This window comes from Flammeovirga sp. AWQ4_249 (assembly GCF_056161045.1).
Map to the genome: position 1 here is coordinate 104902 of NZ_JBSWYJ010000012.1, position 18117 is coordinate 123018.

8 protein-coding genes are annotated in these 18117 nt (G+C 34.1%); 6 read left to right on the forward strand and 2 right to left on the reverse strand.

Annotated elements, in window-relative coordinates; genetic code table 11:
• Window positions 1-37: 37 nt before the first annotated feature.
• On the reverse strand, window positions 38-1837 hold the full coding sequence (locus ACXAHM_RS11535) for a GAF domain-containing protein (RefSeq protein ID WP_474960592.1): 1800 nt from the start codon (window positions 1835-1837) through the stop codon (window positions 38-40).
• Window positions 1838-1975: 138 nt separating this feature from the next.
• The gene (gene dxs, locus ACXAHM_RS11540; protein WP_474960593.1) at window positions 1976-3919 is read right to left on the reverse strand and encodes a 1-deoxy-D-xylulose-5-phosphate synthase; all 1944 of its coding nucleotides are present in this window, start codon (window positions 3917-3919) and stop codon (window positions 1976-1978) included.
• Window positions 3920-4273: 354 nt separating this feature from the next.
• Between dxs and leuC the strand changes: the two genes are divergently transcribed.
• The 6 genes from leuC (at window position 4274) to ACXAHM_RS11570 (ending at window position 18109) form a co-directional block, all read left to right on the forward strand.
• Window positions 4274-5674 carry a 3-isopropylmalate dehydratase large subunit gene (gene leuC, locus ACXAHM_RS11545; protein WP_474960594.1) on the forward strand — a complete coding sequence of 467 codons (1401 nt, stop codon included), beginning with the start codon at window positions 4274-4276 and terminating at the stop codon, window positions 5672-5674.
• A gap of 24 nt (window positions 5675-5698) precedes the next feature.
• The gene (gene leuD / locus ACXAHM_RS11550) at window positions 5699-6295 is read left to right on the forward strand and encodes a 3-isopropylmalate dehydratase small subunit (protein ID WP_474960595.1); all 597 of its coding nucleotides are present in this window, start codon (window positions 5699-5701) and stop codon (window positions 6293-6295) included.
• Between the two features lie 27 nt (window positions 6296-6322).
• Window positions 6323-7411, forward strand: a complete 1089-nt coding sequence (leuB, locus tag ACXAHM_RS11555) for a 3-isopropylmalate dehydrogenase (RefSeq protein WP_474960596.1) — start codon at window positions 6323-6325, stop codon at window positions 7409-7411.
• Window positions 7412-7510: 99 nt separating this feature from the next.
• Window positions 7511-8215 carry a hypothetical protein gene (locus ACXAHM_RS11560; RefSeq protein WP_474960597.1) on the forward strand — a complete coding sequence of 235 codons (705 nt, stop codon included), beginning with the start codon at window positions 7511-7513 and terminating at the stop codon, window positions 8213-8215.
• A 253-nt stretch (window positions 8216-8468) separates the two neighbouring features.
• Entirely contained in the window at window positions 8469-10157 is a 1689-nt protein-coding gene (locus ACXAHM_RS11565) for a tetratricopeptide repeat protein (RefSeq protein ID WP_474960598.1), read from the forward strand.
• Between the two features lie 335 nt (window positions 10158-10492).
• Window positions 10493-18109 (forward strand): S8 family serine peptidase, encoded by a 7617-nt coding sequence (locus ACXAHM_RS11570; RefSeq protein ID WP_474960599.1) that lies wholly within the window; start codon window positions 10493-10495, stop codon window positions 18107-18109.
• The last annotated feature ends 8 nt before the right edge of the window (window positions 18110-18117 follow it).

Genomic DNA, 18117 nt, shown 5'->3' on the forward strand with positions numbered 1-18117 from the left:
TAATTGTAAAACTTATGTTATTTCAATGTAAAATATCTTAATTGTTTACATTTTCAGCTACTATTGCTTCAAGATCACGGATACGTTCTTTTTGCTCTTCGATCCTATCTCTTAATCTAACTACAACTCTCGAGATATCCATATCTGCAATTGATGATGCAATAATTTCTGACAATTTCTTCAAGAAATCAATTTGGTATTCGTCAAAAACTTTGAAAGAAGAAATTTCTAAAATGCCATAAATCATATCACCATAAATCAAAGGTAAAATAATTAAGCACTTTGGAGTTGCCTCACCCATACCAGAAGTAATACTTATATAATCATCAGGTACATCTTCAATATAGACATATTCTCTCTCTTTATACACTTGACCTAATAACCCATTGTCAAGATCATATTCCCTTTCCTCATATCGTTTTTTATCATATGCATATAAGGCCATCAATTGAAGGTTATGTTTACCTTCCTCATTCTCATTTAAAAGAATAAAAGTACCTTGGCTTGCATCAATATAGTTGATTACATTTCGAAGAATATTGTCATACCATTCTTCTTGCTTACTTGTCTTTTGTCTTAACAGCTGATTGAATTTAGCCATACCATTAATGACCCAATTCCTTTTTTGTTCTTCATCTTGAACATCTCTAAACTTATCTCTCATCTGAATTAAGTCATTTGCTAGAGGAGTTTCTTTGAATTTTTCTTCATATTCAAAATCTACCTCTCCATCACTTACTTTTTGAGAGAAAATATTTGCAGAAATCAATTGATCATCCAAAGAGAATAAGTTACTCGTAATTTCAGAGATTTCATCCGTCTTTAAAGTTTCACTTGATTTATAAGTATCCAATGAAGCACCTTCAGCTAATTTTGAAGATACTTTAAATAATAATTCAAATCTTTTTCCAATACCTCTTGAAAATCTGAAGACAAACCAGCTTAGAATTAAGGCTTGTAAGATAAAAATCACTAAAAATGTAATGGTCATCCAACGGATAAATTGCTCACTATTGGTCAGTACATTTTCAGATAAACTAATTAAACGAGTATTGATTTTATCTTGAAGTTCAGATACTCTCTTCATAAGTCCAGAACCTTGGCCTTTTCCGATAATATTCATCAAGTCAACAACTTTGTGCATACCAAATTGATAGGCTGCAAGATTAGCTCTCAGTGTTCTAACTTCTTGTTCTGTTAGATCTTGTGTGGTTCTATCCTGGTACATTTTGACAATTTCTAATTCGAAATTCTCAACACTACGGTCAAAAGACTTTAAATACTTCTGTTCTCCTCTTAATAAATAGTCTTTTTCATTTCTACGCATTGTGAGGAGCATTCCTAGATCTAATTCAATATCTGATTTTTCAATTTTATGTATTTTTGAACGCATATTTCCAATCATCCCCCAATCCTTAAAACCTAGATCTAGATATTTTCTCATCAAGAAATCTTGTTCCGCTTTTAACTGCTCCATATCAGAACGTAAAAATTCCATTTCTTTCGCTCTTGGATCATTCAGTCGATCCATATGCTTACGTACTTCTTCTACGGTATGAAGAGCTGAATCCAATAAATTAATAGAACGAATAGTATTTGTACTCTTTCTATTTTTATAAAAATCAGGAGAAATAAGATCCTCTAGTAAAAAGTTTTTATAATAAATTTCTGACTCAGTATATAAAGTATTACACTGTTTGAATTGATCAGCTAAAATATTGGCTTCATTCATGGATTGGGTACCAAAATACACAATACCCAAAGTCGTCAGTAATAACATACTGTTGACTATGAATAAAATCCCTAAGCGAAAACGAATGGTTTTACGAATATTCATATATGTTGCTTTATCAGTAATTCTAAGTTCAGCTCCTTGAGATAAAAAAATAAGGACTGCTAAAAGCTTTGCTTTTAAAACAGTCCTTACTTCAAAAATATTGCCTCAAAAGGTTATTTTCTAAAATTTACCTTTTGTTTATTTACTTTTTTCTAAAATGCTTGATGTTGATTTAACTACAGTCGAAATTTTCATTACTTGATCGAAGATTCCATCATGATCAAAACCAGCTTCTTTTTGTAGTTCGATTTGTTCTCCCTGTTCGATAATTTTATCAGGAATACCCATTCTTACTACTTGCTTGTTCGTATAACCGCTGTCCATCATCCATTCCAATACAGCACTACCGAAACCACCCATGATAGACCCGTCTTCAACAGTGATGACTTTGTCATATTTGTTGAAAACTTCTATCAATAATTCCTCATCGATAGGTTTTACAAAACGCATATCATAATGTCCAGGATTTACACCAGCAGCTTGGAAACGATCACGTAATTGGACTACATAATTACCAATATGGCCAAAAGTAAGTATTGCCACTTCTTCGCCTTCTTGGATCACACGTCCTTTACCAACTTTGATTTCTTCCATTGGCACTCTCCATTCTGGCATTACACCTTGACCACGAGGATAACGAATAGAGAAAGGAGAAGTTCTATGATTCACAGCTGTTTTCATCATGTGACGAAGTTCTGCTTCATTCATAGGTGCTGCAACCACTAGGTTAGGGATACAACGCATGTATGAAATATCGTATGCTCCATGGTGAGTTGCTCCATCTGCACCTGCAAAACCTGCTCTATCTAAACAGAAAATTACTGGTAAGTTTTGAATACAAACATCATGTACTACTTGATCGTATGCTCTTTGCATGAAAGATGAATAGATATTACAGAAAGGAATCATTCCCTCTGCTGCTAAACCTGCTGCAAATGTTACGGCATGTTGTTCAGCAATTCCTACATCTATTGCTCTATCAGGCATTTCTTTCATCATTATATTTAATGAACAACCTGAAGGCATTGCAGGAGTAACACCCATTATTTTCTCATTTTCACGAGCCATCTCAAGGATTGTCTCACCAAAAACCGTTTGATATTTAGGAGCTTGAGGAGTTTTGAAAACCTTTTTCTTGATTTCACCTGTTACTTTATCAAACTTACCCGGCGCGTGCCAGAGCGTTTGATCTTTTTCTGCTAAGGCATAACCTTTACCTTTTACAGTAACAGCGTGAAGAATTTTTGGTCCTGGAATTTTCTTCAAATCTTCGAATACATGTACCAAATGATTGATATCATGACCATCGACTGGACCAAAATAACGAAGACCTAAGGCTTCGAATAAGTTACTTTGCTCTAACAAAGCTGATTTTAATGCATTTTCAGCAGCTGATACCGCCTGTTGTGCATGAGGACCGATCTTTTTGACCTTCCCTAACATATTCCAAACTTCATCTTTAATTTTATTGTAAAAAGGTGAAGTCGTGATATCTGTTAAATAATCTTTTAAGGCACCTTGGTTAGGATCAATCGCCATTCTGTTATCATTTAAGATAATAAGAATGTTGGCATCTGAAGCACCTGCATGATTCATTGCTTCGAAGGCCATACCTGCCGTCATTGAACCATCACCAATTACTGCAATGTGTTGGCGGTCGTGTTCTCCTTTTTCTTTAGAGGCGATTGCCATACCTAATGCAGCACTGATAGAAGTGGAAGAATGGCCTACACCAAAAGTATCGTATTCACTTTCGTCACGCTTGGGGAAACCGGATAATCCACCGTATTGACGATTCGTGTGAAATTGATCTCTTCTACCTGTAAGTATTTTATGATTATATGCTTGATGTCCTACATCCCATACGATTCTGTCATATGGTGTATTGTAAACATAATGGAGTGCTGTTGTTAATTCAGTCACGCCTAAACTTGCACCAAAATGTCCTCCATAGATAGAAACATTATCAATGATGAATTGTCTTAATTCTTCATTAACTTGATAAAGTTTCTCCAAAGGAAGCTTACGCAAATCACTTGGTGAATTTATTTCTGCAAGAAGTTTACCCGGTTCTATTAGCATAACATGTGTCTTTTATTCCTAAAATTCGCAGTCTGAAATCGTAATTATAAATCAGAACGAATTTTAATTAGATCTATAGGTAATTAAATTTGTCCCTTAATAGATGTAGTATTTCAGTTAATCAACAATTTGTATAATGAAAAACGCGAAACATTAAGAATTGTTTTCATTAAACAAAGATTTACGAATTTAGGCAAAAATACAATAAAGATATTCGGTCTAACAAAAAGGAAATAAAATACTTCTAAATTTTAGCATATTTCTCCGATTTTCTTGTGTTATATTAAGATTCAATCTTAATTCACGGTTTTTAAAAGGGGATAACCAAGTAAGAAAAGACAAAACAACAAATACATGAGCAACAACAAACCGAGAACATTGTTCGACAAAGTATGGGATAACCATGTCGTTCAAAGAAAAGAAGGATTTCCTGATGTTTTATACATCGATACGCATTTTATTCATGAGGTAACAAGTCCTCAAGCATTCAATGGACTTCGTAGTAGAGGAATTCAACTCGCTCGTGTAGATCAAACTTGGGGAACTGCGGATCACAACGTTCCAACAAAAGATCAACACCTTCCAATTAAAGAAGCTTTATCAAGACACCAAGTAGAGACTTTAACGAAAAACTGTGATGAATTTGGCGTGAAACTTTACGGTTTAGGTCACCCATTCCAAGGTATCGTTCACGTTATCGGACCAGAATTGGGCGTAACTCAACCTGGCAAAACGATTGTTTGTGGTGATAGCCATACTTCTACACACGGTGCTTTTGGTTCTATTGCTTTCGGTATTGGAACATCTCAAGTAGAACAAGTTATGTCTTCTCAATGTACACTTCAAAACAAGCCTAAGGCGATGAGAATCGTAGTAGATGGCGAATTACAAGAAGGTGTTACTGCAAAAGACATTGTATTATATGTAATTTCTAAATTGTCAGCTTCAGGAGGTACAGGCTACTTCGTGGAATTTGCTGGATCTGCTATCCGTAACTTATCAATGGAAGGTAGAATGACGGTATGTAACATGAGTATCGAAATGGGTGCTCGTGGTGGTATCATCGCTCCAGATCAAACTACTTTTGATTATTTAGAAGGTAGAGAATTTGCTCCAAAAGGAGAGAAGTGGGAGGAATCTCTTGCTTACTGGAAATCTCTTCCAACAGACGAAGGTGCTGAATTTGATGCTGAATTCGTATATGACGCAGCTGATATTGCTCCTATGGTTACTTATGGAACTAACCCAGGTATGGGTGTTGGTGTAGATAGTGCTGTACCAACTCCAGAAAGTGAATCAGACAAAAAAGCTTTAGAATACATGGGCTTAAAACAAGGTGAAGCTTTAATCGGCAAGCCAATTGACTATGTATTTATTGGTAGCTGTACTAATGCTCGTATCGAGGATTTAAGAGCAGTTGCTGAGTTTGTAAAAGGTAAAAAGAAAGCAGATGGCGTAAATGTTTGGATCGTTCCTGGTTCTAAGCAAGTTGAAAAACAAGCTATCGCTGAAGGTTTAGATAAAGTGTATGCAGAAGCAGGTTTCGAATTAAGAGAGCCAGGTTGTTCAGCATGTTTAGGTATGAACGAAGATAAAGTACCTGAAGGAATGTACTGTATCTCTACTTCAAACAGAAATTTTGAAGGTCGTCAAGGTCCTGGAGCTAGAACATTATTAGCTTCTCCACTTACTGCCGCTGCTGCTGCCGTAAACGGACATATCGTTGACGTAAGAGAAGAATTAGCAACAGTATAATCACTATTTAAAGAGAATATCAACATGAAATATACAAAATCAACTTGCGTTCCTTTAAATATTGAGAACGTAGATACAGACCAAATTATCCCAGCTCGTTTCTTAAAAGCAACGACAAAAGAAGGATTCGGTGATAACCTTTTCAGAGATTGGAGATACGACAAACAAGATCAACCAATTCCTGATTTCGTATTAAACCAAGATACTTACAAAGGTGAAATCTTAGTTGCTGGCAAGAACTTTGGTTGTGGTTCATCACGTGAACATGCCGCTTGGTCGATTGATGATTATGGTTTTAAAATCGTAGTATCAAGCTTCTTTGCAGACATCTTCAAAGGAAACGCATTAAACAATGGTTTACTTCCTCTAGTAGTTTCTGAAGAATTCTTAGCTGAGCTTTTTGCAGATATTGAAGCTGATCCTTCTACTACTTTAGAAGTAGATTTGGAATCTCAAACTGCTTGGATTTCAGGTAAAGAAGATAACAAGCAATCTTTCGAAATTGATGATTACAAGAAAATGTGTTTGATTAATGGATATGACGATATCGACTATCTATTAAGCTTAAAAGAAGATATTGCTAAATACGAGAAAGAGCGTGTTTATGCTTTCAATGTATAATTCAGATTCTAACAACAAACAAATATCATGAATAAGAAAATCACAGTACTTGCAGGTGACGGTATCGGATTAGAAGTTACAGGCATTACTCAAAATATATTAGAAATTATTGGAGAGCGTTTCGGTCATAACTTCGAATTTTCTCCTGCATTAATTGGTCACTCTGCAATTGAAGCAACTGGCGAACCATGTCCACAAGCTACAATTGATGCATGTAGAGCATCAGATGCTGTTCTTTTAGGTGCTGTAGGTATGCCGATGTATGACAACAACCCTAATTTAAAAGTACGTCCTGAGCAAGGTCTACTTAAAATCCGTAAGGAGTTAGGCTTATTCTCAAACATTCGTCCTATCAAACTTTTTGATGAGTTATTGTATACTTCATCAATCAAACCTGAAATTCTTCAAGGTTCTGACATCATTTTCTTCCGTGAGTTAACAGGTGGTATCTACTTCGGTACTCCTCGTGAGCGTAACGAAGACGGTACTGAAGCTATTGATACTTTACGCTACTCTAAAATGGAAGTAGAGCGTATTGCTCGTCAAGCTTTTGAATCAGCAATGACACGCCGTAAGAAATTATGTTCTGTAGATAAAGCTAACGTATTAGAATCTTCTCGTTTATGGAGAGAAACAGTACAAGCACTTTCTGCTGAATATCCTGAAGTAGAAGTAACACACATGTTCATTGACAATGCAGCAATGCAATTGATCCGTGATCCTAAGCAATTCGATGTAATTGTAACTGGTAACATGTTTGGTGATATCCTTACGGATGAAGCTTCTCAAATTGCAGGTTCTATGGGTATGTTACCTTCTGCTTCTGTTGGTTCAGAAATCGGATTGTATGAGCCAATTCACGGTTCTGCTCCTGATATTGCAGGTAAAGGTATTGCTAACCCTATCGCTTCTGTACTTTCAGGTGCATTATTATTAGACATCTCTTTCGGATTAAAAGAAGAAAGCGATGCGATCATCAGTGCAGTTGATCAATTCTTAAAAGATGGCTACAGAACATTAGATATCGCTACTGAGGAAACTCCTGAGGATAAGCGTATGAATACGGAGCAAACAGGTAAAAAATTAGCAGAGTTACTTTCAGTAGTGACAGCATAATTTTTCCTTAGCCTATATAATTAATAGTAAAGCTGATAGTGGTGTAAACTGCTGTCAGCTTTTTTTATTTTATACCTTAGTAAATGAAATAAAAAGAATATGAAAATAGATAGAACACTTATTTGGTTTTATGATGGAAAGGATAAATCTAAAGACCTACTTTATGATTATTTTGGGCTTTCATTTTTATTAAATTCAATGATAAATGATAATTATGATGGAGTAAAAATAGGACTAATAAATATTCATTTTTACAATAAAAAATCTACTGAATTTAGCTCGACTTTTTCTGAAAATAAACCAAGGTTAGCTAAAGGGCATGCACTACATTGTTATATTGAATACAACTCAGACGAATTTTTGTCATTATCTTCATCACAAAGGAAAACTTATGTTTGGGATAAAGTATGTGAATCTTTAAAGTTTGCTGCTAAAAAATTTAATAATGAACTTTTATTTCAGGCTGTTGAAAAAGCAAAAGAAGAAGGAGTAAAAACAAATTACAATACAAATTTCACCTCCAAAGTAAAGGAAGTACTAATTAATGATGTTCCTCATACTGTATCTATTATTATTTCTTTTAAAGAAGATGGTTTGTATTCTAAATGTGTCATAATTAATAATGAGACGAAGAAAAAATTATCAGTAGATCTTATTAGGGAGCCTAAAAGAGCAGATGAATATTTTTTAGTGATGGTTAGATCTATCGTCGTTCAGAAAAAGAATTTGGTAATAAAAGGAGATAGACAAGAAACAAGGCTACCAATTAAAGTTCCTATGGAAGATATTCTACGACTTTCATGAGATTTCAATATTATCCACTGTTCGATGTGTTAAGCTAACAGGCACCACTACGAACCTGCTCATTATCAAATTTATTCGGATGATTTTCTTACTTTATTTTAAAAGTAAAAGTGTTACAAATTAATAATTCAATAAAGTGTTATCAAATGGTATTTGGTGTTAAAAAAAACACAATCAAATAGTTACTATTCTTTTATTGTAATAATTTTATAAAACTATAACTACCTACTAATAATAAATTAAACCTAACAATTTGAAAGCTTTATTATTTTACTTTACTACTGTACTGATTACTGTTTCTTGCACTATTTCTTTATTTGCTAGTCAATCAATTGATAGTTTAGAACAGAAGTTATCTGAAACTTTTGAGCCCTTAGAAAGAGGAAAATTAATGTATTCTTTAGGTAAAAAGTATCTAGGTATAGATATGAATCGCTCTATGGATTATACTCTTGAGGGGGTCTTACTTTTTGAAGAAAATAGAGATCAGAAGCTTCTTGGTAAACTTTTACATCTCAAAGGAAATATACTTCTTCTAAAAGGGAATTCTCTTGAAGCTAGAAATGCCTATTTTAAAGCAATTCAAACCTTCAGAAAAATTCATGAAAAAGAGCTCGAAATAAGGTCTCTTATTAACCTTTGTCAGATTTATCAACAAGAAAATAATTATGAAAAAGCATTGTTTGAATACGATAAGGTAATTATTAAAGTCAAAAATCTTAGCCAAAAAACACAACGTGAATTATTACCTCATGTACTACTTAATAAAGGCACTTTGTATGACGAAATGAAGGAAGGTGAAAAGGCGATTCATCTTTTTAATGAAGTAATCCGAATGTGTGAAGGAGAGGATTTGTTGTCGATGAAAGGAAAAGCTCTACATAATTTATCCAATCAGTATGCAAATCAAAAAAGATATGAAGATGCACTATCTGTCTTAGAAGCATCTTATAAGATTAAACAGTCAACAGGCGATACAAAAGGAGAAATTAACTCACTTATGGCATTTGCACATATCGCTTGGCAACAAGGAAAAGTCAAAGAAGCGGAGAACTTTTATCTATCAGCTTTATTTAAAAGTAAAGCATTAAACTCTCCAGTCGATTTAAAAAATACCTATCATAATTTGTATTTACTTTTTGAGGAAAATGATCAAATTGAGAAAGCTTTTGACTATTTCAAAGAGTATAAAAGAGTATCTGATGAATTATGGCAACAGAAGTATTTTAAAGGAATTAATGACCTTGAAAAAAATCACCTTAAGGCATTAGAAAATATTCAATTGATCAATGATAAAGAAGAACAGCAAAAAATTACATTATTGTTATCCTGCATTTTCATTGGTATCATCTTTATCATTTTGATGATTCTTAGAGTACAGCGTCTCAAGACTATTAATGCCAAACAGAATGAAGAAAAAGCCACTATTGAAAAAGAATTAACCATTGTCGAACATCAATTTACTCGAGAGCAAAATAATGCTTTAAAGAATCAAGTCGAATTCAAGGATAAAGAATTGACGACAAACATCATGCATCTTATGCAACAAAACGAATTGATTAATAATGTCTCTGAAGAACTTCTAACATTAGATTCTGAACTAGATCCAAAGAATAAGAAAAAGATCCGTTCTATAGTTTATAACTTACAAAATTCTAATCAAGGTGAGGTTTGGAAAGAATTGGAATTCCGTTTTGAACAAGTTAATGCTGATTTTTTTGATTTGCTTCATCAGAAGTTTCCGGCACTTACACCCAATGAAAAAAAGCTTTGTGCCTTTTTAAAATTAAATTTAAGTACTAAAGATATTTCTAACATTACCCATCAAAGTATTAAATCTATACAGATTGCACGCTATAGGTTACGTAAAAAATTAGAAATCAATAATACTGATCTCGATTTCCAAACCTTTTTCGATGAAATACTTTATCAAAATAAATAACTAAAAATCAACACTTTACAAATAGATGTAGTCATAATGTAGTAGTACTACAGCTTCATTACACACCTTCATGTAGACAAGATATAGACTTCGTTGTAGCAGTTTAATAGGTCTCCCTTTTTACCCTCTTATTAGATCAAGTATTTACTATTGTAAATGCTGTTGGCCATTTTTTATAGAACGTTTATGCCAGCTAATAAGAAAAACTCTTCTTCCTCCAACGACAAGGAAGAACTATTCAAATTAATAGAAGTACGAAAGAAGGAGACTGACGTACTCAAGAAGCTTCTCCGAAAATTAGCTTCTACCAGTTCAATTTTTAAATAAACTTATTGATGAAAAAACTACATCTATGGGTTGTGTTATTTTTGGTATTTTTTAGTCATTTGACTGTACCAAAAATAAGTCATGCACAACAACTACCTCCTACATCTACTTTCAATGCTAAAGGGCAAGCAATTGGTAAAGTGAGGGTAAAATTTACCAAAGAAATGACTTCAACTTTGAGTTTAAGTCCAATGGGAACTTTCAGCACAGCCAAAATCGGAATAGCCGCTTTTGATGCTACTTCTCAACATTTTAATGCTCAAAATCTCAAACGATTATTTCCATTTGATCCCAGATTTGAACACAAATTGAGAAAACATGGACTTCATTTATGGTATGAAGTAGAATTTGATTCGAATTATGAACCTGAAAAAGTAATCCAAGCTTATGCTCAATTAGGCGAGGTTGAACTATCTGAACCAATTCTTGAAAAAAGTATTATTGGTGGAAAAGGAAAGGTGAAAATGCTTGACTTAGAGGATATCAAGGCATTGAATCAAGAAACTGCACCTACAAATGATCCATTACTAGGAAATCAATGGCATTATGAAAATGATGGCACAAATGGTTTCCTAAGTGAAGCAAGTATTCATCTTTATGAGGCTTGGAAAACTTCAAAAGGTGCAAGTAACATTATTGTTTCTGTACACGATGAAGGTATTGATATTACTCACGAAGATTTAAGAGATAATATGTGGGTTAATGAATCAGAATTAAATGGTACTGAAGGTGTCGATAATGATGGAAATGGTTATATCGGTGACGTTTACGGTTTCAATTTTAGTAACAACTCTGGTAATATTTCACCTGATGAACATGGTACTCATGTTGCTGGAACAATAGCTGCTGTCAACAACAATGGGATTGGAGTTGCTGGTGTTGCTGGTGGATCTGGAAATAATGATGGTGTAAAAATCATGTCATGTCAGATATTAGGAGGTGCTTATAATGGTACTGCACAATCGTTTGTTTATGCAGCAAATAATGGTGCTGTAATTTCTCAAAATAGCTGGGGATGGACCGCTCCAAATATATATGAACAAGCTGTTTTAGATGCAATTGATTACTTTATTGCTGAAGCAGGCGATTATGAAGGTAGCCCAATGAAAGGTGGTATTGTCATTTTCGCTTCTGGTAATTCTAGCAGTGACTCTCCATATTATCCAGGTTATTATGAAAATGTTGTTGCTGTTTCCTCTAATAATGCTCAATTAGGAAAAGCTTGGTATTCAAACTTTGGTGATTGGGTAGATATTACTGCACCTGGAGGTGACGTTTCCGTTTCTTCTTCATACGGAGTATTATCTACTTTACCGAATAACACGTACGGTTATCTTCAAGGCACATCGATGGCTTGTCCACATGTATCAGGAGTTGCTGCTTTAGTAATTGCTACAATGGGAGGAGAAGGATATACACCTGATGTTTTGAGAAATCAATTATTATTCTCTACCAATAACATCGATAACTCTTTAGGCGCTTTTAGTGGAAAAATGGGTAGTGGACTAATTGATGCAAGTTTAGCTGTCATCGAAAATCAAGGTGTTGCCCCTGCCATAGTTGATAACATTTCCAATACAGGAATCACTGATGCTTTTATTCGATTGGAATGGGCAAGCGTGATTGACGAGGATGATGGACAAGCTTCAAAATATGCACTTTATGTTTCTGAAGGTGATCAAGTAGACTTTTCTCAAGATCCAATTTTTGTTTCTTCTTCTGCAGGAGTAGGTGAAACAGTAAAATTTACTTTAGATAATCTAAAAGCTTCGACGAACTATGTTCTTTCAATTATTGCTTCTGATAGGTGGGGTAATAGTTCTGAAGCCTCTGAAGTATATGCATTTGCAACAAACAATGGACCTGAAATCATTTACCCAAAACCTGCAAATTCTTGGAGTTATGTAATCGATGAGACGTTAGATATTTCATTGGGTGAAACTTCAGTTGAGACAACACTAGAAATTGGAAATAATAATGAAGCGTTATTGGATTGGGATTTAGAAGTATTACAAAAGCGATTTTCTGTTAGAACTTGGTCATCAATCAATGTTGGAAATATTCAAAATATTGGAAAACATCTTATTGGAGCACCAATTACAACCAATGATGTAATTAAAGCAGAAACTCCAGAAGAGTTAGAGCCATTCGAAAATCAGTTACTTTCTTATAGTGTTTCTGAATATGCTTCAAATGTTATTGGAGAAACAGATCTTAAACTTTCCAATTCAACTGCAGTAGCTCATGTTGTAGAAGATGTGAATGGTTTTCATTTTACTAAAGCAGCGGTTTGGTTAAATGAATTAACAGTAGGAAAAGCAACTATTGAAGTTTATCAAGGAAGTAACTTATCAACAGCAGAAAAAGTACTTTCAAAAGAAATTGAAGATACTTCTAGTGGTATCAAAACAATCAATTTTACAGAAGATGAAGTGAGATTTTTCCCTACCGGTTCTGTATTATGGGTTGTTACACATGTCCCAGCAGGAAATTTATACCCAATAGGGATCAATAGAGCAACAGAAAACCCTAACAAAGGCTATCAATGGATGAGTTTTGATCATGGTAAATCATGGGAGTTTTTAGAAGTTGCACTAGGTGATGCTACTAAAGCATTTTGTGTTGATATTATTGGGGATGAAGAACACCAAGGAGATCATATAACAATTACTCCAACTGAAGGTGAAATCAATGGTATTAACACAACTACTTTAGCGTTTTCTGCAGATGTCTCTCAAATTAAAAATGGATATGTTCGATCGAATATTGTCGTTCACTCTAATGATCCTTTAACTCCTGAAGCAAGAATTCCTGTGGAAATCAATGTAATAGGTCATCAACCTAATGTTGTTGTTCCAGGTATTGTTGATTTTGGAAGTGTTCAAATTGGAAGAGAAAAAGCAATTGAAATTAGCATTGACAATTATGGATATGGTGTATTCAAAGGAGGTTTAAATTTCACTATGAATGGGACTGAATTTGCTATTGAAAATAAACCATACCGTGTAGACCCAAGGTCTTCCGAAACCGCTACGATTGTCTACAAACCAACTGTTGGAGGAAATATTAATGATATTCTAACAATTACTGACAGAAATGGAGTTGAAGTTCAAGTACATTTATTTGGTAATGGTGAAGAACCTGCAAAAATTGCTGTGTCACCAGCTGAACAAACACATGCTATAACCTTAGGTGAAAAAACAACAGGAAGTGTGACTATCACTAATGAAGGTAACTATCCATTAGAATATGTAATCCCTAAATATAGCGAAAGCATTCCTGAGGGTTCTCATAAATATGGTTACTCTTGGTCTATTGGTGTAGATGAAACAGCATGGGAAGAAATTGATGGAATGGAAGATGTACAGGACTTTACTGAACAGTTCAAAGCCAATCCTTTCTTAGATTTTGTAGAAGTTGATTTGGGCTTCAATTTCCCATTCTATGATACTTTAGTGAATAAAATGTATGTTTCTCATATTGGTTTAATTGCTTTAGATACAAAAGACCCTGTAAATGGATCATTTGGTCAGTTATTAGGAAGAAGTTTTACTTCAAATGGATATATCGCCTTTTTATACGAGTATTTTGATTTCGGTATTGATTCAAAAATCCTTTACAAAACATTTAATGACCATGTAGTTGTTGAATATGTAAAAATGAAATCAAAAGTAGAAAATGGAAGAAGTGGTGATCCTATGACTTTCCAAGTCGCTTTGTACTATGATGGAAATATTGAAATGAGATATTTAGATTTATCTCGTTCTAATAGAGATTCAACAAATCCATTTATAGGGTTAGAAAGTCCAGATAAACAAGATGGTTTTTATATCTATGAATTTAGAGTAATGCCAGAAAAATTATTTGTAAATGACTATCAAAATGTTGTAATCAAAGTAAATTATCCTGGTTCAAATATCATTTCTAACTTATCATCAACAGAAGGTGTAGTTGGTATAGGTCAGTCTCAAGAAATTTCATTTGATATAGCAACAGAAGGACTTGTTGAAGGACAAAATACGCAACATATTGCCATCATAAACAATGATCCTTTACAACCAAGTATTCCATTTACTGTAAATGCTAATATTATTGATGGAGGTGAATCAATCGTTACGACTTCTGATAAAGATATCCATTTGGGTAGAGTAGTAAGGACTGATGTTGGGAAGCATAAAATTGCTTTTATCAATGAAGGTTCTGCTATTGTAAATATTGTTTCTTGTGACATTGCAGGAGGTGTTGATTCACCATTTTCGGTTGATAAATCAACGTTTACATTAAACCCCAGACTTGGAAATTTTGTCACACTTTCATTCCATGCTGAAACAATAGGTAAATACAATGAAACGATCACTTTTACAGATGATATGGGTATTGAATATGTATTTACAGTATCTGCTGAAGTTGCTCCAATGCCAAATATTACCGTAGATAATACGCCAAAGGTATTCAACCTAAATGTTGGTGATCAAGCATCATTCTCATTACCTATCAGCAATGTAGCAGGAGATACAGCATTAAGAGTCGCTCCACAAATGAGTAATTGGTTAAGTATTGATGAAGAGATGAGTCCATTGAGTACTATCCCTGACTTTACTTATGCTTGGAAAGACAATTATAATGTTTTAGAAGGTGCTGCCGATCCTAATGCTCCATCTTACAATTGGATTGATATTACAAAGACAGGGACATTCTTGAATGTTCGTGACACCGAATTATACTGGTATGAATTAGATCTTCCATTTGAGTTTGATTATTGGAATCTTCCTTACAGCAAACTTTGGGTCGGTTATACAGGTATTATTACTTTCACAGAGCCTGATGCATTTGCGACACCTTTCAGTTTAGAAATTCCTAATGCAGAAGAAAAACCACACAACTTTGTTGCACCTCTTTGGGGTCTAGTTGGTGAAGATATTTATGATGAAGACCCTCGCAAAGGTATCTGGTATTATGAGGATGAAGATAAGTTTGTCATTACTTACGAAAGATGGATCCACAATTGGGGTTCTCAAGGTGGTTATGTATCTGCACAAACAATTTTCCAAAAAGATGGAAGCATTAAAATGCAGTATAAAACAGAAAACCAAGCAGGTGTTGATCATTTTAGTAAGTGGTTCTCTCTAGGGTTAGAAAATATTGATGGTACTCAAGGTGTAAATAATAACTTCTATAGAAAATACATCACAGATGGTTTAGCAGTTGAATATTCTCCATCGAAAGCATATACAGTAGCAATTGATGATATGAAAGAATTTACTGTAACTGTAGATGCAACTCACTTAGTAGAGGGAACTTACAATCATGACTTAGTATTAAGAAATCACATGCCGGGTATGGAAGATGTAACAATTCCTATTACTGTAAATGTTACTGGTAAATCCGACATAGCATGGAGTACTGATGTTATTGATTTCGGTAATATTATTTATGACCCAATGATGGGTGATTTAGTAGCAGAAGTAACTATAAACAATAATGGTACTGCTCCATATGCATTACAAGAAGATAAATTACAATATAGTGATGGTTTTGGTGACCCAAGAAGTGGAATGGGACCTTTCTTCTGGTGTTTATTAGAAGAAGATTCTGATTTTGGATTTCCTGCCCAACATAACTGGAATGCTCCAAGTCTAATATTTTCTAAATGGTGGGGAACTGAAGATTATCAATACTTACCTGTTCAAGTAGATATAAACGGAGATATTCCTGTACGTTTAGCGGTTTCTCCATCAGGAGTTGGAGTAATAGAAAAAACAGTAACTATCATTGATAATGATGGAAGTGAGCACATTCTTACTTTCAAAGCAAATATCATTGATCCTCCTGTATTTAAAAGTGATAATCAATCAGAATATCATGTCGTAGCCAATACACTTGATTACACTGAAACGCATACTTTCACGATTGATAATATTGAAGGTGCTTCAGACCTTGATTACTCTATCAATTTAAATTTTGAGAGAAATATTGAAAACGTCAGTACTTCTCAAACTCCTTTCTCTATGGGTGTTCCTGCTGGTTTAGGTTCGGTACCTGTTCCATTTGGAATACAATCGAATACTATCAAAGAGGAAGATTATCATGCTACCATCAGTTATGATACTGAAACAGAAGCAGCAAGATCAATTGGATATGGAGGTCCTTCTTTAACAACAATGACAGCTTTTAAAGCTCCTGAAGGTGGGTTTGAATTATCAAATGTAGCAACATGGTTATCTCCTCAAGGAAATATTAGTAATGGAGAAATTAAAATTCAGATTCTTTCTGGAACAATTGAAAATCCTTTTATTCTAGGTAGTCAAACGGTTCAAGTTGATTTTGATGCATTGACAGCTACAGGTCAGATGGTATTATTCGATCTTGATGAATCAATTACTTTCTTTGATCAAGAAAATATATTCATTCAGATTACATACCCTGATGGTTTATCTTATCCTCAAGGCGTAGTCAACTTTGATGATCGAATCGCAAATGCTTTCTTTATTCCAAATGGAAATGCTTGGTATGATATTACTCAAGAAGGTAACTTCGCTAAAACTGGATTTATGGTAAGAGCTCTTGCTAAAGATCCAATCAGTGGTAAATGGTTATCAATCAATACACAAGGTGGAACTTTAGCAGCTGGAGAAGCTAAAATTGTTGAAGCTATTTTTGATGCTAGTCATACAAGAGGTGATCATACTGTAACAGCTCACATGACCATCTCTTCTAATGATCCTAATCAGGAAGAAAATGTAAACATTGATCTTTCTATGGCGATCAACCAAGCTCCAATTTTCAATAATTTTGTTAGTGAAATTTCAGTCAATGAAGCAGACATTGTTACACTAGAAATGGAAATTACAGACCCTGAAAATCATGCATTGAATGTAGAATTGTCAGGTATTGAAGCGATCGGTTCTGGAGTTTATGAAAGTGGTAAATTGTCTATTTCTTTAGCTCCAGCTTATGAAACTTCAGGTGAATATACATTAAATATTGTAGCTACTGATGAACATGGTTTAACGACTTCAAAGGATGTTTCTGTTAAGGTAAATCATACAAACAGAGCTCCTGAAGGTACTGTCGAAATGGATACATTAGAAATTATGCTTGGTGATGTAGCTTACATTGATCCAACTACTATTTTCTCTGATCCTGATAATGATGAACTTGTCTACTCAGTTGCTGCTTCTGATAATGGAGTAATTCTAGCAGGTGTTGCTAATGATCAATATGCCGTTTCTTCATTAACAGAAGGTATTTCCGAAATAGCATTAATGGCTACTGACCCATCAGAAGCATCTACTATTGTGGTATTACCAGTGAAAGTTTCTGTTGAAAATGATGATACAGTCACAGCGATTGATAATACTCAAAATATTTCTTCTTTATCAAATTACCCTAACCCTGTGGAGGATAAGACGTCAATTTCTTTTGAGTTAAATACTTCTGGACATGTTTCCATTAAAATATATGCTATTAATGGAATAATGTTAGATGAAATTGAAGCAGGATTAATGAGTGCAGGAAAATTTGATATAAAATATAATGCGTCCACATTACAAAGTGGAGTGTATGTATATGTTTTACATTTGAATGGAAAACCTCAGCAATTTAATCGATTAATTAAAAAGTAAATCTTCAA